The 19,768-nt window shown below is 41.9% G+C and carries 20 protein-coding genes; 9 read left to right on the forward strand and 11 right to left on the reverse strand.

Going from position 1 to position 19,768, the window contains the following annotated elements:
• Positions 1-62 precede the first annotated feature (62 nt).
• Both RM368_RS19380 and RM368_RS19385 read right to left on the reverse strand, forming a co-directional pair.
• The gene (locus RM368_RS19380) at positions 63-524 is read right to left on the reverse strand and encodes a DUF4079 domain-containing protein (protein ID WP_322695564.1); all 462 of its coding nucleotides are present in this window, start codon (positions 522-524) and stop codon (positions 63-65) included.
• 142 nt (positions 525-666) lie between these two features.
• Positions 667-1,062 (reverse strand): DUF1830 domain-containing protein, encoded by a 396-nt coding sequence (locus RM368_RS19385; protein ID WP_322695565.1) that lies wholly within the window; start codon positions 1,060-1,062, stop codon positions 667-669.
• A 589-nt stretch (positions 1,063-1,651) separates the two neighbouring features.
• On the opposite strand from RM368_RS19385, the gene RM368_RS19390 reads away from it, so the two are divergent.
• The 3 genes from RM368_RS19390 to RM368_RS19400 all read left to right on the forward strand — a co-directional run bounded on the left by RM368_RS19390 (position 1,652) and on the right by RM368_RS19400 (position 5,352).
• Positions 1,652-3,244 carry a photosystem II high light acclimation radical SAM protein gene (locus RM368_RS19390; protein ID WP_322695566.1) on the forward strand — a complete coding sequence of 531 codons (1,593 nt, stop codon included), beginning with the start codon at positions 1,652-1,654 and terminating at the stop codon, positions 3,242-3,244.
• 87 nt (positions 3,245-3,331) lie between these two features.
• Positions 3,332-4,717, forward strand: coding sequence for a DICT sensory domain-containing protein (locus RM368_RS19395; RefSeq protein WP_322695567.1), 1,386 nt, complete (start codon positions 3,332-3,334; stop codon positions 4,715-4,717).
• The gene (locus RM368_RS19400) at positions 4,714-5,352 is read left to right on the forward strand and encodes a pentapeptide repeat-containing protein (RefSeq protein WP_322695568.1); all 639 of its coding nucleotides are present in this window, start codon (positions 4,714-4,716) and stop codon (positions 5,350-5,352) included. The genes RM368_RS19395 and RM368_RS19400 overlap by 4 nt, the downstream gene beginning before the upstream one ends.
• A gap of 19 nt (positions 5,353-5,371) precedes the next feature.
• Here RM368_RS19400 and RM368_RS19405 read toward each other — a convergent pair whose 3' ends face one another.
• The 6 genes from RM368_RS19405 to clpS form a co-directional block, all read right to left on the reverse strand.
• The gene (locus RM368_RS19405; RefSeq protein ID WP_322695569.1) at positions 5,372-5,599 is read right to left on the reverse strand and encodes a DUF2281 domain-containing protein; all 228 of its coding nucleotides are present in this window, start codon (positions 5,597-5,599) and stop codon (positions 5,372-5,374) included.
• Positions 5,600-5,796: 197 nt separating this feature from the next.
• Entirely contained in the window at positions 5,797-6,009 is a 213-nt protein-coding gene (locus RM368_RS19410; protein WP_322695570.1) for a hypothetical protein, read from the reverse strand.
• Positions 5,996-6,589 (reverse strand): hypothetical protein, encoded by a 594-nt coding sequence (locus tag RM368_RS19415; RefSeq protein WP_322695571.1) that lies wholly within the window; start codon positions 6,587-6,589, stop codon positions 5,996-5,998. Before RM368_RS19415 ends, RM368_RS19410 begins: the two co-directional genes overlap by 14 nt.
• Entirely contained in the window at positions 6,540-7,580 is a 1,041-nt protein-coding gene (locus RM368_RS19420) for a pentapeptide repeat-containing protein (protein WP_322695572.1), read from the reverse strand. The genes RM368_RS19415 and RM368_RS19420 overlap by 50 nt, the downstream gene beginning before the upstream one ends.
• Positions 7,577-8,410: a CPBP family intramembrane glutamic endopeptidase gene (locus RM368_RS19425; RefSeq protein ID WP_322695573.1), complete on the reverse strand. Its 834-nt coding sequence runs from the start codon at positions 8,408-8,410 to the stop codon at positions 7,577-7,579. The genes RM368_RS19420 and RM368_RS19425 overlap by 4 nt, the downstream gene beginning before the upstream one ends.
• A 71-nt stretch (positions 8,411-8,481) precedes the next feature.
• On the reverse strand, positions 8,482-8,763 hold the full coding sequence (gene clpS / locus RM368_RS19430; protein WP_012410249.1) for an ATP-dependent Clp protease adapter ClpS: 282 nt from the start codon (positions 8,761-8,763) through the stop codon (positions 8,482-8,484).
• Between the two features lie 294 nt (positions 8,764-9,057).
• Between clpS and RM368_RS19435 the strand changes: the two genes are divergently transcribed.
• Positions 9,058-9,423 (forward strand): hypothetical protein, encoded by a 366-nt coding sequence (locus RM368_RS19435; RefSeq protein ID WP_322695598.1) that lies wholly within the window; start codon positions 9,058-9,060, stop codon positions 9,421-9,423.
• Between the two features lie 137 nt (positions 9,424-9,560).
• Here the strand turns inward: RM368_RS19435 and RM368_RS19440 are convergent, their stop codons facing one another.
• The gene (locus RM368_RS19440; RefSeq protein WP_322695574.1) at positions 9,561-9,821 is read right to left on the reverse strand and encodes a hypothetical protein; all 261 of its coding nucleotides are present in this window, start codon (positions 9,819-9,821) and stop codon (positions 9,561-9,563) included.
• Between the two features lie 220 nt (positions 9,822-10,041).
• A complete protein-coding gene (locus RM368_RS19445) occupies positions 10,042-10,242 on the reverse strand; it encodes a hypothetical protein (protein ID WP_094349495.1) in 201 nt (66 codons plus the stop codon).
• A gap of 471 nt (positions 10,243-10,713) precedes the next feature.
• Here RM368_RS19445 and RM368_RS19450 point away from each other — a divergent pair, with 471 nt between their 5' ends.
• The 4 genes from RM368_RS19450 (at position 10,714) to RM368_RS19465 (ending at position 17,622) form a co-directional block, all read left to right on the forward strand.
• On the forward strand, positions 10,714-11,043 hold the full coding sequence (locus RM368_RS19450; protein WP_322695575.1) for an STAS domain-containing protein: 330 nt from the start codon (positions 10,714-10,716) through the stop codon (positions 11,041-11,043).
• 150 nt (positions 11,044-11,193) lie between these two features.
• Complete coding sequence (locus tag RM368_RS19455; protein ID WP_322695576.1) at positions 11,194-13,875, forward strand: TIGR03960 family B12-binding radical SAM protein; 2,682 nt, start codon at positions 11,194-11,196, stop codon at positions 13,873-13,875.
• A gap of 937 nt (positions 13,876-14,812) precedes the next feature.
• Positions 14,813-16,957, forward strand: coding sequence for an Rne/Rng family ribonuclease (locus RM368_RS19460; RefSeq protein ID WP_322695577.1), 2,145 nt, complete (start codon positions 14,813-14,815; stop codon positions 16,955-16,957).
• An 8-nt stretch (positions 16,958-16,965) separates the two neighbouring features.
• Positions 16,966-17,622, forward strand: a complete 657-nt coding sequence (locus RM368_RS19465) for a ribonuclease HII (RefSeq protein ID WP_322695578.1) — start codon at positions 16,966-16,968, stop codon at positions 17,620-17,622.
• 167 nt (positions 17,623-17,789) lie between these two features.
• Here the strand turns inward: RM368_RS19465 and RM368_RS19470 are convergent, their stop codons facing one another.
• Positions 17,790-18,377, reverse strand: a complete 588-nt coding sequence (locus RM368_RS19470; protein ID WP_322695579.1) for a DUF1997 domain-containing protein — start codon at positions 18,375-18,377, stop codon at positions 17,790-17,792.
• Between the two features lie 463 nt (positions 18,378-18,840).
• Between RM368_RS19470 and pheA the strand changes: the two genes are divergently transcribed.
• Positions 18,841-19,716 (forward strand): prephenate dehydratase, encoded by an 876-nt coding sequence (gene pheA / locus RM368_RS19475; protein ID WP_322695580.1) that lies wholly within the window; start codon positions 18,841-18,843, stop codon positions 19,714-19,716.
• Positions 19,717-19,768: the final 52 nt, after the last annotated feature.

Here is a 19,768-nt window from a genome sequence, read left to right on the forward strand (position 1 = left end):
ATTACAATGCTTTTCTTCATTGTAAGGTAGGTCTATGTTCCTGGTAGTTGATGTATGGCAGTTCACGGTAAATACTTCTGCACTACAATCCAACCAGTCAGGGATACCCAGGCAAATCCTATAAATAGAATAATATTTACGCCGATGTGTAAGGGTCTAGCCCAAGGTCGTCTGACACTAATTTGGGTGGCACTGAAAGCAGACAGTAAAACTAGTGCTACCACTATCAATCCAGCAATCAAGTGTGACGAGTGACCTAAAGAACCAAAGTGCCCTAAAGTGCCAACAATACCGATCGCTAGCAGTAGTAGCACTAAACTTACCATGCTGATGCCCATTGTGTAGTGGAGCGATCGCACTCCTTGATTACCACCCATAAATGGTGCGATCAAAGTAAATTGCTGCGAAGTTCTGACCCGAAACATCCAAACGCCAGTGACTGCTAACATCAGATATGCTAACAGGGACAACCCCATAGACCAGGCGGCTATTTTCCACAACCAAAGAAATGAAGGCAGATTCATAAGATTGATTGTAAATGAGAGTGGGGGCAGGAAAGCAGAGGAGGATAATTAATGACAAATGACAAAAGACAAATGACCAATAAATAATAAACAAAAAGGGCTGCTGAATTAGCAACCCTTAAATTTAGATAAAATTGTTTTTTTAATCAACCGATGCTAAACCAAGGATTTGCAAGGGTTTTGTAGTATCTCCGATTTTTGTATTAATTTGCTGCACCATTAGTTTGGTATTAAAAGGGTCTTTTTCATCTGATGAGTCTGTATCAAACTCATTAGTACTGGGTTCTTCGAGCATCAGGCGATCGCACGGAATCTTATCGGATAAAATTGCACTTGCCATCATCCCTGTATGAATCTCCACTTGAGCTTTTCGTGGAGCTTCAAAAACTAAACGTTGTCCGGGGAAAACAACCCTTTCAAAATACCAGTTGGGAATATTGGAGATGCGAGCTACCTGTATTTTGCTCGTGGCATTAATGTAGCAGCAGAGAATTTTTCCTGATTGCTCAGGTGGTAGAGGATCTAATATTTGAGCCATAACTGCTGAGGAGCTTTACGCCACAATTTTACATTACACTAGCCAAGCCTAGCACCCACCGATCCCCAGTTGTTGTAACTGCGAATACCAACTGAGTTTTTGTAGATTATTTCTGTCTAAAGATATATTTTTAGTTGTGAAAATTTTGTAATTTTTCACACCTTTTTCGCAATTATACACTATAAAGAAAAGTTTTTGATATTTATTGCTGGTATAAAAGTTTCAATTCTCTGAAAGCATATTGTTAGGAAATAGACATAATAACGATCCCCTAGCTTTTAGCATAGCGAGGAAGTAAGTTTTGCTCTTTGATCTATCCCAGGATTAATCGCCAGGGATCATCGCTTAATGAATAAACTCAATGTTATGGTAAAGCTATATGAAAAAATGTCTTCATAAAGCTCTCTATAGATTCCATGTATGTTTTATGCACAGCAATTTTAGCGTTTTCCGCAATTGTTAACCGCAGGTTAGCGGTTATCAATAATCGGCTGAAATGTCAAGCATGATTGTGATAAATAAAACCAAATTAAACAAGCACACACTTTAAAGCTGAATGTTTTTCTCGCTTTCTCCACAGATTGGCAAGATGGAAGTTAAAACACAGATGATGGAAAATCGAATTCTTTACGTTCGCCTTCCTTGTAACCCCATCTTTCCTATTGGGGTTGTCTACCTAAGCGATCATGTGCACAAGCAGTTTCCTAATATTGAACAGCGCATCTTTGATTTGGGAACAGTGCCACCTTTAGATTACAGTTCGGCTCTGGATCGCTGTATTGACGAATTTAAACCGACACTACTAGTATTTTCTTGGCGGGATATTCAAATTTATGCCCCAGTTGGCGGGCGTGGTGGCAACCCGCTACAAAACGCTTTTGAATTTTACTACGCCAAAAATCCTCTATTGAAACTACGCGGCGGATTGGGCGGTTTGCGAATCTTCATCGCCTACTATTTAGAGTTGTGGCGAAACCAGGGCTTAATCAAACGCGGTTTAAACCGTGCCCAAAAATATAATTCTGATGCTCGTGTAGTTGTCGGTGGTGGTGCAGTCAGCGTATTTTACGAGCAATTAGGTAAAAGCTTACCCCAAGGGACAATTATTTCTGTAGGTGAAGGCGAAACCCTGCTGGAAAAACTTTTAAGTGGCAAAGATTTTCGAGATGAACGTTGTTACGTTGCTGGAGAAACTCAACCACGTCAACGGCTAATTCACGAACAACCCACCCCAATAGAAAAAACAGCTTGTAACTACGACTATATCGAAAGCATCTGGCCAGAATTTAACTTTTACCTGCAAGAGCAAGACTTTTATATAGGTGTACAAACCAAGCGTGGTTGTCCTCACAACTGTTGTTATTGCGTCTACACCGTCGTCGAAGGCAAACAAGTACGCATCAACCCAGCAGATGAAGTAGTTGCTGAGATGCGCCAATTATACGATCGCGGCATTCGCAACTTCTGGTTTACCGATGCCCAATTCATCCCCGCGAAAAAATTTATCGCCGATGCTGTAGAATTATTGCAAAAAATCGTCGATTCTGACATGACAGATATCCACTGGGCGGCATATATCAGAGCCGACAATTTGACACCCGAATTGTGTGAATTGATGGCAAAAACTGGGATGAACTATTTTGAAATCGGGATTACCAGTGGTTCTCAAGAACTTGTGCGGAAAATGCGGATGGGGTATAACTTGCGAACTGTCTTGCAAAACTGCCGTGACTTAAAAGCCGCTGGTTTCAACGACTTAGTTTCTGTCAACTACTCCTTTAACGTGATTGACGAACGTCCCGAAACCATCCGCCAAACCATCGCTTACCACCGCGAACTAGAACGGATTTTTGGTGCTGATAAAGTTGAACCTGCTATTTTCTTTATTGGACTACAACCCCATACCCATTTAGAAGAATACGCTTTCAAAGAAGGCATCCTCAAACCAGGGTACAATCCAATGAGTTTGATGCCGTGGACAGCCAAAAAACTTCTCTGGAATCCCGAACCCCTTGGTTCATTCTTCGGCGAAGTTTGCTTGCAAGCTTGGCAACAAAACCCCAACGACTTCGGGCGCGAAGTCATGAAAATCTTAGAAGAAAAGCTGGGTTGTGCTGACTTAGAAGCAGCACTAACAGCACCATTAGAGACGAAAGAAAAACAGTTAGCGGGTGTATCCTAGAAAACACTAAAATATGAAGAAATTCAAAATTTTGAATTTCTCCCTCTATCTTCCTCAGTGCCTCTGCGGTCATTTTTACCAAATCCCATGTTAGAAGGTTCAATCTTACAAAAGCTAGAAACAGCCCATCGCCATACCACCAGGCCAATTCGATTCGGTGTTTACTACAAAAATACCTTAGTTGCCCTGTGCCACGCTCTAGAAGACCATATCTTAACCGATGACGGTACACCCTTAGTCATCACAGCCTTTCAACAGGGAAAATGGTATCTACAAGAAGCGGAACGATATGCAGACATCGCCCAGCGCAGCTGCCAAATTGCGATTATGGCTGCTGCTGAATCTGGCTTTGCTGAACATCCTACCAGCCAGCTACCCAATGTAGATTTAGTGGGATTAGATGCAGGCGATCCAGTGGCGCAGGAGTGGCACTTGATTATTTTATCGCCTAAATACACAGCAATGGTAATTTGTCAAGAATTATCTGAGGCTGATTATGGTAGTGCTGGAGTGCCGACATCAGATTTAGAGCGTAAATTTTATGGCTTGTGGACATTTGAACCAGAGTTAGTGCGAGAAACAGCAGAAATAGCGATCGCTCACATCAAAAAATACAACCCAGAACTGGCCCAAAAACTCACAGACGACAAACAGCAAATTGTCCCGTCAATGGACAGATCCCAAAATTTAGGTGCAGTTGTCTCTCGTGTAGTAGATTACCTCCAGACTGGGCAAGATAATTTATCCAGCCCAACAGCGTCTCACCAACAAACCCTAGATCGCAACTTGGTTTCTAACGAAATCCAAGCCTTTTTGCGAATGGCGCAACTGATGGATATGGCAGATGTCAACAATCCAATGGCAGCTGCGGAAATAGTAGTTCTTGCGGAAGCGATCGCCCAGCTTTTGGATCTTCCCGCATGGCAAATTAAAAGATTGCGCTTGGCGGCTTTGTTGCATCGCATAGATCCATTACAAAAAGCAGAAAGCGTTCTCACTGAAGGTATATCCACCCGCTACCAAGAAGATGCCCCCAGTTGTCCCTTAGTACCGGGGGCGCAAGTATTGCGAACCATGCCACGGCTGCGAGCCGTTGCCCAAATTATTACTCACCAAAGCGAGTGGTGGAATGGCACAGGGGAGCCAGCAGGTTTAGCTGGAGATGAAATTCCCTTAGAGTCGAGGATTTTGGCATTATTGGCAGATTTTCAGTGGCGAGTCAATGAGCGAAAATCGTCAAATCAAAGCCGGGAACAGATATTTACTCAAGCTTTAGATGAGTGCAGACAGCAACAATCTACCCGCTTTGACCCTAAACTTGTAGATACCCTAGCTTTATTAGTTATGGGTTTACAACAGGGACTCGACTTACCCTTGATGACACCCAAATTCAGCGCCGGCATCTGGATACTTGATTCCCAATGGGATAGCCACAGCAAGATCAGTGAAGAGATTGGTAGTTACTTTACATGAATATTGAAGCCATTAAATTAGGAAAACTCAAACAACTTCCAGGGGCAAATTTAGAAGACGAAGAACTCTCCCGACTGGATTTAAGCCGGATTAATCTTGCTGGTGCTAGCCTTGTCGGCACTAATTTTGCTGGTTCTAAGCTCGAAGGTGGACATTTGGAGGGGGCAAATTTGATGGGAGCCAACCTCCAACAAACTGACTTGCGGGCAAACTTGATGGGAGCGAACCTGATGCAAGCAGATTTAACCGGTGCTGACTTGCGGGGTAGCAATTTGCGTGGCGCTAACTTGATGGGAGCAAGACTCAGTGATGTGTCATTGGTAGGTGCTTTCTTGAGTGGTGCCAATTTGATGAATGTGAACTTGCAAGGCGTTGACTTGCGCGGTGCTGACTTGCGCGGTGCAAACCTCACTGGGGCAAATCTCAAAGGTGCAGACTTGAGTCGCGCCGATTTGCAAGGGACATTATTGAGTGAAGCAAACCTGGAAGAAGCTGACTTGCGGGGGGCGAATTTGGCGGGGGCTAATTTGACAGGAGCGAATTTACTTTGTGCAGAGTTAGAAAGTGCAAATTTGAGCGGCGTTAATTTGAAAAAAGCGTGCGTGGTGGGTACTGTGGTTGAGACGCTTGCGTAAAGATTACACCAAAAAGCCTTCATTCCATATATTCTTTCATATCTTGAAGCGGCTCATCAAAGTCATTAGGCAATGGCAGAACAAACATTCCTTTCATCGTTCCAGCAACGTGACGCTTGTTTGTCTGCTTTTCTTCAGCAGAGTTTTTAGCGTGCTTCTCTATCAAAAACTCAATGTAATGAAGCACTTCTATCTGAAGAGACTCAGAGAGTTCTTCTAATTTTTCTAAAATGACTAGCTGTATCATTGTTTTTTCTCCTTGGCAATTTTTATGAAAAACATCACAGCTATAACAGATAAACTCTCTACCTTTCCCCGCTAATCCTTATGGGGACTCTGTGCTGATTTAGGAAACGCACCTTCCACAGAGGAAATTGATGTAGCTCGTAGTGAAGAATGGGCTAGCTTTCCACGGGAGGATATTTAATGCTGCGTGCTGTATTATCAATATTTATCAATATATTCTTGTGAGAAAATCTGTCTTCCTAATACCAACGCTTCTTGCCTTTCCTCATCTGTCATATAATCATCTCCCTTGAGTCCCCTTGGGGTACGTCGAGGATTTCCTCCTGCATCTAAATATCGCTGACGTGCAATCGCAAATAGTTCTAATATTCTTTGCGATCGCTGCTGTTTAATGGTATTAGATTGCGTCATCGTTTTTATTCTTAAATAATTCAGTTTCTAAATATACTTTTTTGGCTTCAGGAGGGCAATCTACTAAACCATTTGTATAGTATGGTCGATGATTTAAGGGTGCATATCCTGACCCAGTACTTTTACATACGATACTTACCACTTTTATTTCTTTATCATCAATAATAGGAACGACAAAAACACCACCAACATAAGAACTCAAATCTATGCCCCAATTACCATCACATGCTTCCTGTCTTGCATAAATATAAATACCGTTTATAGCTGATGTGCCATTAATTTCAGGAATAGTTTTAGTGTAGTAACCATAACATTTTTCATTTTTGAAAAAAGATGAATTTGATTTTAATGGTTTATCAAGTGGTTTCAGGAAAGTTTTATGGATTGAAAAGTAGTTTTTTTGATTCTGAATCATAGATATAATATTATCTTCTGCTATTTTTTCATATTGTGGTTCATCACCTGGTGAATATATCTCAGCACATCCAACGACAAGCAAGTTGATTAAAATAATATTAAAAAATAACAAATTATTCAAAAGGAGAAAAAGGAGAAAGCCTTTTAAATTCCATTTGCTCATTTAGAGAATTAAATCCATTAGGGAACTGTGTAAACTCGTTATAATAGGCTCCACGCCAAATAGTATGAGAATCGTAGATAACCTTCTGTAAATTAAGACTTGTTAGAGAAGCACTGCTGAGGTTAGCTCCACTTAGATTAGTATCTATAAGATAATCGCTTAGTTTAGCTCCTTGCAAATTAGCATTTATCAACTGTGTTTTGTGCAGATTTGCACCTAAAAGTGAACTGCGATCTAAATTAGCACTTGTAAGGTTAGCTTCTTTTAGATTTGCACGATCCAAGCTACTCAAACTTAAGTTTGCATCCTGTATATTTGCCTTTTTTAGATTAGCGTAATCTAGTTGTGCTGACTCTAAGGAAGCATTATTTAAATTAGCTTTTTCTAAATTTGCATGATACAAGCTACTACTATCTAAATTCGCACTCTGCAAATTTGCCTTTTTTAGATTAGCGTAATCTAGTTCTGCGGACTCTAAGGAAGCATTATTTAAATTAGCTTTTTCTAAATTTACTTTATTTAGTTTTGCCCAGTTTAGTTTTGCATTAGTCAAATCAGCGTCACTCAAATTGGCTTCGCTTAAATCCAAACTTGATAAGTCAGTTTGAATAAGTTTTGCTCCCCTCAAGTTAGCTCCTTTGAATGAAGCTTCATAGGTAACATTACAATAATCATCACCAATTTCTGATATACCCATTTTTCCTTTGTCGCCAACATCATCTCGCCATCTTAGTTCCGCTTTAGTTAAATCAGCCCCTTGTAGATTAGTTCCGTCTAATTTAGCATTAGTCAGTTCAGCTTCTCTCAAATCCGCTCCAGCTAAATCAGCATTTGTTAAATCTGCACCACCTAAATCACACTTGGGACATTTTTTAGTTGTTAGCAACTGTTTCACATGAGCCGGATTTGAAGTTTTTTTAGCCTGACAATCTTTACAACCAGAAACAAAAGTGAGTAATAAAGCTGATACAATGAATATTTTGATTTTCATATATGACGCGATCGCTCAGTTCGCCCTCGTATCCCCAAAGCTAGTACACTCATTAACAACACCCCCATCACTCCTTGCAGGGGATTATTATTCACACCAGTTACCCAATCAGGAACTTGGCCAGAATATTTCACTAATTTACCCACATTAATAATGTAGTAACCCCAAACTAAACCACCATGCAAACCAATTGGAAAACCCAAGCGTCCTCTCCGCCAACGCTTTCCCCATACTTGCGTTAATCCCAGCAGTACTAAAGCTGGAAATTGCGGCAGTGTATGAATAATTGCCTCCAAGGGTTTAATAAAGTGCAATGTAGCAAACGCAGTTGCATCTGTCCACAGTGCCACACGCAGACTGTAATCTCGTTGTAATTCATCTAGCAACCAGCCTCGGAATAACAATTCCTCAGCAAATCCAACACCTAAGCCAACAAGTAAACCCTCTAAAATTATTTTTAGCAAAAAAACTTTCGGTTGTTGCCACACCAACCAACCCAACAAACTTTCTAACCCAAAAAGTATCAAAATATTAATTATCCCCAGAGCCAAGCCACGCAGTAAATCCACACCGTTTTGTCGCGTGAATTCCAAACCATAATGCCGCAGAATTTGCGGCTGTTGGTAGACATATTTGCCCCATAGTCTCAGGAGGAAAATAAATACTGCATATAACAATAACAATGTCAATATACTTTCTAAGTTTGAATTATCTACTAGTAAGTATATTGGTGTAGCCAATGGCAACCATAGCAACAATAAAGTCAAAATAAAAGCACCCAACCTAATAGGGGCAGGGCGTTCAGCTAAACGGACAAGGTTTTTTTTCATACCAAGTAAGTCACCAATCACCAGTCAATACTCTATATTTCGACAAATGACCAATGACAAATGACCAATGACTATTCATCAGGTTCAATTGTGCTACTTAAACCGTGACTTATCAATGTTTCGCAATAGAACTCAGCGTGTTCCAGAGCGCAAGTAATGACTAAAGCTAGCCCGTTAGTATGGGCTTCCATCATGATGCTCACAGCTTGGGGTTGGGTAAGGCTTGGTACAGTGGCGATTAGCGACTGTACAACGTGCTCCATAGAGTTGTAGTCGTCGTTATGGAGCAAAACGCGATACCGAGGCGCGAGCTTGCGGGTTGTGGAAGGCTTTTGAATAGTTTCAACTGACACGGCTCTTTGCTCTTTTCTCGTTAATTCACTACAACAAAGTCTCTGTTTTGCGATCGCTCAACAGTTGTTTACCTATTCTATAGTATTTCTGCTCAGATACTATGCTAGGAAAACCCTTTGCTGGCAGGGATTGGTTGATTAATTTTGCGTAGTCACTTGATAAGGCACACGTCTAAGACATGGCTGCCGTAAGAGTGCTACCCTAATCTTACAGAAGCTTTTCTTAAACGTAGCGCATTTTCACTTTTAAAATTAAAGAAGTTGCAAGCAAAACAATCCTTGCCCTTGCCCAAGATGGACATGAGCCTAGATTTTCTTCAAACGGGACAAATTGTGTCTCTAGAGTATGGTGAGAGGAACCTGTATGCAGAAGTCATTCAATTTATAGTTTCCCGCCAGTTGTGCTGGGTGCGTCCTTTATTAATGGTTACTTTTATAGAAGAATCACCCCTAATTACTGATTTGCGAGATGCATCTGACTTACTTTGGCCTGCCAATTTATTTCGCCCAGCATTAGACACAGAAGTAATTACCTTCTTGAGCCAACTTTTAGCCAAAGAACCAAAAACTGAACCTGATTCAGCCGCAAAGCAGCAACTTAATCAGTTTATTCACCAACTTTGGCAAGCATATCAAGAGGGATTGGTGATTGGGGATTAGGATGGGGCATTGGGAATAGGCAACATAGAGACTTCTTGAATAATTCTTCCTTGTCTTCCTTGTCCCCCTTGTCTTCCCAGTCCCCTATCCTTAATTCCCAACATTTTTCATACGTTGAAGACTATGAAATTCGATTGCTAAATTCTTCGCACTAGAAATTTTTTCGTTGCTTCGTAAGGTGGATAATTGTGGTTAGCAGCGTCGTTAATCGCCTCATGCATCACCTGAAAGATATGACTAGAAGTCAGTTTATCTGGCTCGCCAGTAGTCATATTGATGATATCAATTCCCTTAGCAACGAGTTCATTCCGCTTGTGGACAAATTCAGCAAACAGATTGGGAGGAATTTTTATTAGGCGTTTAGCGAACTGTATGGCGATTTTCGATAGAATGCACAATGTAAAGATTTTTTAGCACAGTTTACGCCATTTTAAGTATTTAAATAATCGACCTCATAGAAAAATACTAGCTAATCATACCGCCCTTTTATCCCCCTACTAGATTTAATTACGAATTACCTCAGGGAGTCCTCGTATCCTTACAGAGAAGCAAGCTACACAAAATCTTCTGTCTGCGACACGCTGTTCGCGTTCTTAGAAAGCGTCATTATGAATTATTTTAAAATCCCAGACTAGGAACCAACTGGATTCGTCCAGCATCCATCTCTGCCATTAATAATTCTAAGGCTTCGTAATCAACATCAGAAATATAACCTAGTTCCGTCAATTCTGAGTTGATTTCATTCTCTATCTCAGGAGTTAGTTTTTTAATGTCAAGAGCTTTTTCTACCAACTTACGAATAGCGTACTGAGTTCTCATAAGTAATAACCCAACTGTAATATGACACTAATAATCCCAGATCAACCCCAGTAGAAAGAGCGATCCAAATACTAACTTAGTAGTGATATATATCACAATTTAATTAGTTAGAGAGATAATTCACTATGACTTTGCCGTATACCATCAGCAACGCTAAAGTTGCAGATTTAACCTAACGTTAAAACTTGGTTAAATTAGCTTTAGTGATAGACTAAGCAAGGTTTCTTAGCATAGTTACTGATAATTTGTCTGCTTTATGGCCGTCTATAGTTGATTCTTTTTGAAGTGACATAAAAAAAAAGTATATATAAACACATTTTAACCTGGAATTATAACAATCTTTAAACAGACATACTAAAGCAATAAAGATTCAGCAAAGAGAGCTAAGACGTATGGTCGATGCAACAAAATAGAGTTTATGTTCAAATAATCCTTAGCTTGACGCTTCAAAATTCTTAATAGGATGTAACTATGCAGGCAGTGCTTAACTATCCCAAAATTGCAGTCATTCGCCCCCAAGGGTGCTTAAATGCTGCAAACGCCTTGGAATTTGAACGAGATATGGCTACAGCGTTGGCGCAAAATGGTATTTCCACCTTGGTAGTAGACCTCGCAGCAGTAGAATCGTTAGACAGCGCGGGGTTGATGGCATTGTTATCTACACACAAGCTGGCTCTTACTTTAGGAAGAAGTTACCAACTTAGCGCTGTTGGCCCACAAATTAGAATGATTTTTGAACTGACGCAACTCGATAGGGTATTTGAAATATTAGATGCTGAAGCCAAATTGACCCAAATATAACTTTATGTAAAAGACAAAGGTTCGGGCAATAATAAGTGAACTTTATGTAAAGGAGTTGTAAGTTGCAACGATAAAATCTGTTAGAAGACCTAATTCAATGCTAATGTTGGGTTTAGGTAGCTGTAATTAAGGTAGCTAGAAGATAGCACAGTGGTTGTTGCAGTTGAAAAATTAATAACTTCGGATATTTTAAAACCAGCACGTTACTTAGGTAACGAGCTGTTAGCGGTACACAAAGATTGGGATACGACAGCAATACGTTGGGTTTTAACCTACCCAGAAGTATATGAAGTCGGTGCATCTAATTTAGGGCACATCATCCTTTATAACATCTTGAATGCCCAACCGCGTCAATTATGCGATCGCGCCTACCTCCCAGGAAAAGACCTGGCAGCCAAACTACGCGAAACTAATACGCCATTGTTTGCGGTAGAGTCAAAGCGATCGCTAAGAGAATTCGACATTTTAGGCTTTAGCCTCAGTTACGAGCTGGGTGCAACTAATATCCTCGAAATGTTGAATTTGGCTGGAATTCCCTTGACGTGGCGAGAAAGGCAAGGGAGCAGAAAAGCAGAGGGGCAGGGGAATAGGGAATCTACCGATACCCAGTCTTACTTTCCGTTGATTTTTGCTGGTGGGCAAACAGCAACATCAAATCCTGAGCCTTATGCTGACTTCTTCGACTTTATCGCCCTTGGAGATGGAGAAGAACTGCTGCCAGAAATTGGTTTGGTCTTAGAAGAAGGCAAACAAGCAGGATTAAGTCGGGAACAGCTGTTACTGGATTTGGCACAGATACCAGGTGTATATGTGCCTAAGTTTTACGATATGGCAGAGGATGGCTCAGTTCACCCTCTTCGTCCAGATGTGCCGAAGCGAATTCTGCGACGGGTTGCAACTCCCATACCAGCATATTCTATCGGGTTAGTTCCCTATGTAGAAACAGTGCATGACCGCTTGACCATTGAGATTCGGCGTGGTTGCACTCGTGGCTGTCGCTTCTGTCAACCAGGAATGCTAACTCGACCAGCACGGGATGTAGAACCTGATAAGGTTGTAGAAGCAATTGAACAGGGTATGCGGGCAACTGGTTACAATGAGTTTTCCCTCCTATCTCTGAGTTGTTCTGATTATTTGTCCCTACCAGCAGTGGGGATGGAAATCAAAAATCGCTTAAAAAATGAAAATATTTCTCTGACTCTACCAAGCCAACGGGTAGACAGATTTGATGAGAATATTGCCAATATTCTGGGAGGTACGCGCCAAGGTGGACTGACTTTTGCTCCAGAAGCTGGTACTCAGCGGATGCGGGACATTGTGAATAAGGGGTTGACGAATGAAGAATTGTTGCGGGGAGTAAAAACCGCTTGGGAGCAAGGCTGGGATAAAATCAAGTTGTATTTTATGATTGGCTTGCCGGGTGAAACCGATGCTGACGTTGTAGGCATTGCCGAAACGGTAAGCTGGCTACAGCGAGAATGTCGAGGTAAGAGCAGAAAACCCCTAAACTTTAACCTGACAATTTCTAACTTTACGCCCAAGCCCCATACACCATTCCAATGGCACTCAGTTTCTACCACTGAATTTAAGCGAAAACAAAACCTGTTGCGGCAAGAATTCCGCCGAATTAAGGCAGTGAAAGTAAATTTTACTGATGTCCGCATTTCGGCAATGGAAGATTTTGTGGGACGAGGCGATCGCAATTTGAGCAAAGTAATCCGCCTGGCGTGGGAATTGGGTGCAGGTATGGATTCCTGGTATGAAAATTTAGATCGAGCTTTTAGCGCTTGGGGATCTGCGATCGCCCAAGCTGATTTAGATTGGAAATACCGCCAAGTAGAAAATGGCGAATGGAATTTGTTTCATATAGAGGCGCAAAAGGGCGAAGAAGCAGAGGAGAACATCTCACTCAGCACTCCCCACTCCCTCGATATTCCCCTACCTTGGGATCATATTGATACCGGGATTGACAAAAAGTGGCTCCAAGAAGACTTGCAACGCGCTCTAGAAGCTGCAATTGTACCAGACTGCTCTTTTGAAGGTTGTTCTCATTGTGGCGTCTGTGGCACCGATTTTGGGCATAACGTGGTGATTGAATCACCTGTTATCCCAAAATTTGCTGGCGAATTTGTCCCCAACACAACTAAGGCGCAAAGACTGCGAGTTTGGTTTGGGAAACAAGGTAATATGGCTTTAATGAGCCATCTTGATTTAATTCGTCTGTTTGACCGAATTGTGCGGCGATCCGGCTTACCAATTGCTTTTACTGGTGGGTTTCACCCAATGCCACGGATTTCTCTAGCAACTGCTTTGGCTCTAGGGGCTACTAGCAGCGGTGAAATTGCAGATTTTGAGTTAACTGTGCCAGTGGAAGTTGATACTTTCTTCAGAAAGTTGGCTCGTGAAATGCCCACAGACATCCCTATATATAATGTGGAGCAAATAGATTTAAAAGCTAGTGCCGCTACCCAACTGCTAGAGTCCGCAGAGTATTTAATTACTGTAGCAGCACCAGCAGAAACAACACCCATACAATGGCAAACCTGGATTGATACAATCAAAGCAAAAGAGGAACTTTGGTACGAGCAAACAACTAAATCAGGCAAGAGCCAGTTAATAAATCTGCGCGATCGCTTATTTGAACTGGAATTAGTAGAAACCCACAATAGTATTGCAGAATCTATGTCATCTGTAATCCGTTATTTAGGTAGCTATCGCCAAGACGGTTTGCTGTTGCGTCCCGAACAAATCCTGTTTATGCTAGAGACAGTGGCTGGTGTAGAATTTCAACTCCTACACATCCACCGCAATCGGCTAATTTTAGGGGTATAATCCCTGTAGGGCAACTTGCTAGTAGTTGTCCTAAGATGGCAGCTCGCAGGAATTGATTTTTAGCAAGGTTGCGTTAGAATAGGGTGAAGAGAAATTTTCTGGCGCTGCATTGAATTAGCTGGTTCACTACCCTGGTATTCAGGGGGCGAAAGCAAAGATATTAGAGTGCAACTTCTAGGATTTTATCCTAGACAAACAAAAAGCAGATTAAAGAATGCACACTCTCTATATAGCTACCTTGTGAATCAGTAACTAACAGCAGGCCCGGTCAGCTTCTCTAAATTCATGCTTTTTAAACAACTGCTGAATGTCTAATCCACGTAGTGCCCAAGAGCTAGTGCATTACTTTTTTAGAGTTAAAGCAACTGCTGTCGGTTCTGCCTACTTGTAGACGTTCGCGAGACACGCAAAGCGGTGCTTGTCTTAGTTTAGAGCGGCTCAAGGTAGGGTAGCAACTGTGGCTGCTGAGTATAACCCTAAGATAAATCCAGGGAATGGAAAATAGAAATAGTTTCTTTTTCTTAACGAATTCAGTAGGTTACTCTCAAAGAAAACATCCTGAGTTACAATGCTCACTCAGGATTTAGAACTTCAACTCAGAACTCTCAAGATTTGAGAGTATTGCATCACAAATCAACCACGAACGGTTGATTTAATAGCTTAAACGATATGCAGCAGTTCTGGAATAATCAGCCGTAAAAACGCTCTTAAGAGCGCCAATAGCTATTTAACTTAGAAGCTCAGATTTGCGATTTTTATTATCAGTAGCGCCTTTTGAGGGTTGCGAGGGCAGCGAAAGTATAATATCAAACCGATAAAACACTGGTAATTAAAACTGATGCCAAGATGCAATTAGTTTTGAATTATTAAGCAATTAACCGGACTTGATACAACAAACCTCAAACCTGTAAGTGCTGCCAATTTTTGAGGAAATTGAATGCCGAAACAAATTATCATCGCGGAGCAGCACCAAATTGCTGCGGTTTTTTCTGAAGATCAAATACAGGAACTCGTTGTTGCTACGGGTCATCATCAAATAGGTGATATCTACTTAGGAGTGGTAGAAAATGTATTGCCTGGGATAGATGCGGCTTTTGTCAATATTGGCGACCCAGAGCGCAACGGTTTTATTCATGTTACCGATTTGGGGCCATTGAAGCTCAAGCGTACCGCAGCGGCAATTACAGAACTACTTGCACCACAACAGAAAGTTTTGGTGCAAGTAATGAAAGAGCCAACGGGGACAAAAGGTCCCAGGCTCACGGGTAACATTACCTTACCTGGACGCTACGTAGTACTGATGCCATACGGCAGGGGCGTAAATTTATCCCGACGGATTAAAAGTGAAAGTGAGCGCAACCGCTTACGAGCGCTGGCGATTTTGGTTAAGCCGGCGGGAATGGGTTTGCTTGTGCGTACAGAAGCAGAAGGTAAACCCGAAGAAGCGATTATGGAAGATTTGGAGTTGCTGCAAAAGCAATGGGAGGCCATTCAGCAGGAAGCTCATTCTACCCGTGCTCCAGCGCTGCTCAACAGAGACGATGACTTTATCCAGCGCGTATTGCGGGATATGTACGGCGCGGATGTCAATCGGATTGTGGTAGATTCCAGCACTGGTTTGAAGCGCGTCAAACAGTACTTGCAGAATTGGAGTGGCGGTCAAACACCGCAGGGATTATTGATTGACCATCACCGCGATCGCTCCCCAATTTTAGAGTACTTCCGCATCACTGCTGCGATTAGAGAAGCCCTGAAACCAAGGGTAGACCTACCTTCTGGCGGTTACATTATCATCGAACCGACGGAAGCATTAACCGTAATCGATGTTAACTCAGGTTCGTTTACGCGATCGGCAACAGCTAGAGAAACAGTTTTGTGGACAAACTGCGAAGCAGCAACAGAAATCGCTCGCCAGTTGCGTCTGCGAAATATCGCTGGGGTGATCGTCGTTGATTTTATCGATATGGAATCGCGACGCGACCAACTACAAGTTCTCGAACACTTTAATAAAGCACTCAAAGCAGACAAAGCTCGTCCCCAGATTGCCCAACTTACCGAACTAGGTTTAGTAGAATTGACCCGCAAACGTCAGGGTCAAAATATTTATGAATTGTTTGGTGAAACTTGTCCCACCTGTGGGGGTTTAGGACATACCGTGCGTCTACCTGGAGAACTGGAAAACCGATTACCGATACCGACAGAGACACCAGAGCGCGAGCGTTTTGTATCCTTGCCTCACCGAGAACCACGTCAGCCATCTGCCCGCATCCCGGAACCACGAGAAACATACGATGGATTTGGGGAAGGATTTGACGGCGACTCGGAATTGAGCAACCTAAATCTGATCAATCATCCTAGTTATCAAGAACTTAATGATAAGCGCCGTACCCGGACTCGCCGCAGTCGAATTGGTGTCAATGGGTTAAACGGGAAAGATGAAGCTCGGATTGTTCCCAGTCCCCTGACTTTTGTTAACGAGCCAGATTTAGACCTGGATATAGAACCAGAACTAGGAGTTGCGCCAGAAATTTCCTCACCCACCCTTGGTAAACCAGGCTGGAGTGAAAGAGTAGAGCGCACTAAAATTATCAAGGCAGAACCAGTTAAACCAGTGGTCGAACCACCGGAGATTAGAACTGTAGAAATGAGCCTCCAAGAACAGGATATATTTGCCTTGATGGGAATATCTCCCTTAGTGAAGTTAGAGCAAGAGGTTAAAAATACCAAGTCTGTGATTATTAATGTGATTCAGCCCGGTCAAAAACCAACGACCCCAATTGAATCAACCTCAGAATCAACTATTGTCCAAAAATCAACACCTGAAATAATCACTATTGCCCAAAAGGCAACACCTGAAATAACTGCAAGCAAAATACCGACACCAAAAGTTATTGAGCCAGAACAAAAATCTTTGCTCGAAGAGACAACTGAACCACCATCGGAGTTAACTGTGAATCCTTCGGGACGCTTGTCTGCAAAAGCTGCTGCGGCCAAAGAGATCGCAGATGAAAGTGAAGCTAATAGTAGCGCCACAGCCAGCCGTCGCCGCCGCCGTCGTTCTTCAGCGATCGAGGATAATTAATTTAATTTATGGTAGAAATATCGCCAACGCCTTTGGAACAATCCACTTGGCTAGAGTTTTCTACCTTGTCAGATATTCCAGGGTTGGTTGCAGGTGTGGATGAAGTAGGGCGAGGCGCTCTGTTTGGTCCTGTGGTGGCGGCAGCAGTGCTTCTACCAGATGGCGCTTTGCCAATACTGATGGCAGCTAAAATCAAAGACAGTAAAAAGTTGTCTAGTTCTCGGAGAACTCAGCTAGCGCAGCAAATTTGTGCGCTGGCTATAGATTGGAAAATTGGGTTTGCTTCTACTGCCGAAATTGACAAGATAAATATTTTGCAAGCGACATTGTTAGCAATGAAGCGGGCTGTGCTGAAGTTAAAGGTACAGCCTGCACTCTGCTTAATTGACGGCAATCAGTCAATCAAAGATTTGCTATTGCCGCAACAAACAATAGTTAAAGGAGACGAGCGATCGCTCGCTATTGCCTCTGCTAGTATTGTCGCTAAGGTTTGGCGTGACGATTTGATAATGCGTCTAGCTTTAAAATACCCTATGTACAACCTGGAGTGTAACAAGGGTTATGGTAGCCAGCGGCATTTGCTGGCTTTGCAACAATACGGACCCTCTCCCCTGCATCGTCAGTCTTTTCGTCCTTGCCAAATCAAAGGTCTGAGTGTTGAGTGATTGAAGAAGAATACAGAATACAGAATACAGAATCAATTAGTTTAGTAGGGGATAAGCTGTGGGAAGCAAGGTACAGACCTTCTACTAATTACAGAGTTCAATTCTGTAGCTTGCTACCCTGAAAGGATATTCTGGCTCCTGACTCTTGAATTCTGTTTGTTAACAAATTACTCAGCATTCAGGATTGGTAATTCAGTACTATCACTGTCAAGTCCTCTATCTTTGGTTTGTGATATCACCCAGTAACGATAATCCGTCAAAAGTTGATTCAATAACCGTTGCTTGACCGATAACAGTACACTTTTGAGCAAACCATTACCAGTAGCTTCTAAAATCGGCTTAGGAGTAAAGGAAAATGGCGGTGGAAAATCCACCACTACTTCTAAATCAGCTTTTCCTTGCAGGCGAGTGCCAGTGCTAAACTCTTTGGGAGACAAATAGCCTTTTAAATTGAGAGCAAAGCGCTGGTTAATATACTCGAAACCTAAAATTTCACAGTTTAGCGATCGCAAATAAATTGTTCCATTTGATTCTGCCCAGACTCTCATATCCACAGTAGGTTGAATACTTAGTGACATAAAAGTCAGCGGACGCATTTTCAAACGAAATACTTCCTCAGAAAGTTGCTGAATCCGGCTATTGTCAACCAAAGCCTTAACCAGACGCTGAGGCTGACGCAAGTAGTGCTGAATGGGAATTGGCTGCTCTGGAACAGCGATTTCAACCGATTGCGAGGCAGTAAACCGGGTAGCCATGAGCGAATAAAAATATCTGTTTCTTAATTTTAATATTTTTTAACAACTTAGTTCTGATTATTAGAAAAGTACAAAATTTATGATTATAAAAACGATTGTTGCTTATCAGCTATACCTCATTAGCACAAAGTTGTTACGCTCATTCTATCTTGCTTCAAGAAATATAGATTAGGATTTAACTCTTGACACAAAAACAATAATGTAATTTTGCTTTTAGGTAGAAACCAATATCATTGCTCTTAAATCTTCAAAGGGATTTAGTAAAAAAAATACTAGGAAATTTATCTACCAGAAGACTGATTTCCATAACTTGTTTTCTTGGATACATATTTCCTTCTATCCCTTTAGTGCGTAAATTTTAGAGATAACAGTGTTTAGTAAGAGTAGATGTTGGATATATTTGCCAAACCAAAATATCATAATCTTTGTTTAGGCATTAAACTCGCAACTCAAGGCTAAAAGTATGACTTTATCAATCGCACATTTAGGGCCTCCCGGCACTTACACAGAACAAGCAGCTGTTTTTTATGTCAACTGGTTAAGCAAAAGTACAGGAACTGAAGCTAGATTATGCCCCTATCCCAGCATTTCCCAATCACTGCACGCCGTTGTTAATGGTCAAGCCCACTTGGCTGTTGTGCCAGCAGAAAATTCTATTGAAGGGAGTGTGACTACAACAATGGATACACTATGGCAGTTAGACAGTTTGCGAATTCAGTTGGCTTTGGTATTACCCATTGCCCATACCTTAATTTCCTGTGCGTCTAATTTAGATAGTATTAAAACTGTTTATTCTCACCCGCAAGCTTTGGCACAATGTCAGGGATGGTTAGAGCAGTTTCTCCCAACTGTACAGATTATTCCCAGCAATTCTACAACTGAAGCACTACAGCGATTGCAGCAAGATACAACAACGGCAGCGATCGCTTCTAGTAGAGCAGCTCAACTCTACAACCTGCCGATACTTGCTAGTGCTATCAACGACAATCCAGAAAACTTTACTCGTTTTTGGGTAGTAAGTCAGGACGAAGTGGACGCTACATACCAGGTAACAAAAGCGCCTGCTAGTCACACATCACTGGCTTTTACTATGCCTGCTAACACACCCGGAGCATTGGTCAAACCTTTGCAAATATTTGCTCAACTAGGGATTAACCTCAGCCGGATTGAATCTCGTCCGACGAAGCGATCGCTAGGCGAATACTTGTTTTTTATAGATTTAGAAGCAGATGCCAAGGAAGCACAAATGCAATCTGCTTTAGCAGAATTAACTACCCACACAGAGATTTTAAAAATTCTTGGCGCTTACAATGTTTTACCGATCGCCGCCATTACTTAAAAAGTTAGAAGTTCTTTACTTAAGAGTTATCATTTAGGATTTACCAGTTATT

Source organism: Nostoc sp. DedSLP03 (assembly GCF_034530815.1).
Lineage (GTDB): Bacteria > Cyanobacteriota > Cyanobacteriia > Cyanobacteriales > Nostocaceae > Nostoc.

Coding starts and splice junctions, on each gene's coding strand:
- RM368_RS19380 (WP_322695564.1), bottom strand. CDS start 524: ATGAATCTGCCTTCATTTCTTTGGTTGTGGAAAATAGCCGCCTGGTCT.
- RM368_RS19385 (WP_322695565.1), bottom strand. CDS start 1,062: ATGGCTCAAATATTAGATCCTCTACCACCTGAGCAATCAGGAAAAATT.
- RM368_RS19390 (WP_322695566.1), top strand. CDS start 1,652: ATGGAAGTTAAAACACAGATGATGGAAAATCGAATTCTTTACGTTCGC.
- RM368_RS19395 (WP_322695567.1), top strand. CDS start 3,332: ATGTTAGAAGGTTCAATCTTACAAAAGCTAGAAACAGCCCATCGCCAT.
- RM368_RS19400 (WP_322695568.1), top strand. CDS start 4,714: ATGAATATTGAAGCCATTAAATTAGGAAAACTCAAACAACTTCCAGGG.
- RM368_RS19405 (WP_322695569.1), bottom strand. CDS start 5,599: ATGATACAGCTAGTCATTTTAGAAAAATTAGAAGAACTCTCTGAGTCT.
- RM368_RS19410 (WP_322695570.1), bottom strand. CDS start 6,009: ATGACGCAATCTAATACCATTAAACAGCAGCGATCGCAAAGAATATTA.
- RM368_RS19415 (WP_322695571.1), bottom strand. CDS start 6,589: ATGAGCAAATGGAATTTAAAAGGCTTTCTCCTTTTTCTCCTTTTGAAT.
- RM368_RS19420 (WP_322695572.1), bottom strand. CDS start 7,580: ATGAAAATCAAAATATTCATTGTATCAGCTTTATTACTCACTTTTGTT.
- RM368_RS19425 (WP_322695573.1), bottom strand. CDS start 8,410: ATGAAAAAAAACCTTGTCCGTTTAGCTGAACGCCCTGCCCCTATTAGG.
- RM368_RS19435 (WP_322695598.1), top strand. CDS start 9,058: ATGGACATGAGCCTAGATTTTCTTCAAACGGGACAAATTGTGTCTCTA.
- RM368_RS19445 (WP_094349495.1), bottom strand. CDS start 10,242: ATGAGAACTCAGTACGCTATTCGTAAGTTGGTAGAAAAAGCTCTTGAC.
- RM368_RS19450 (WP_322695575.1), top strand. CDS start 10,714: ATGCAGGCAGTGCTTAACTATCCCAAAATTGCAGTCATTCGCCCCCAA.
- RM368_RS19460 (WP_322695577.1), top strand. CDS start 14,813: ATGCCGAAACAAATTATCATCGCGGAGCAGCACCAAATTGCTGCGGTT.
- RM368_RS19465 (WP_322695578.1), top strand. CDS start 16,966: ATGGTAGAAATATCGCCAACGCCTTTGGAACAATCCACTTGGCTAGAG.
- RM368_RS19470 (WP_322695579.1), bottom strand. CDS start 18,377: ATGGCTACCCGGTTTACTGCCTCGCAATCGGTTGAAATCGCTGTTCCA.
- pheA (WP_322695580.1), top strand. CDS start 18,841: ATGACTTTATCAATCGCACATTTAGGGCCTCCCGGCACTTACACAGAA.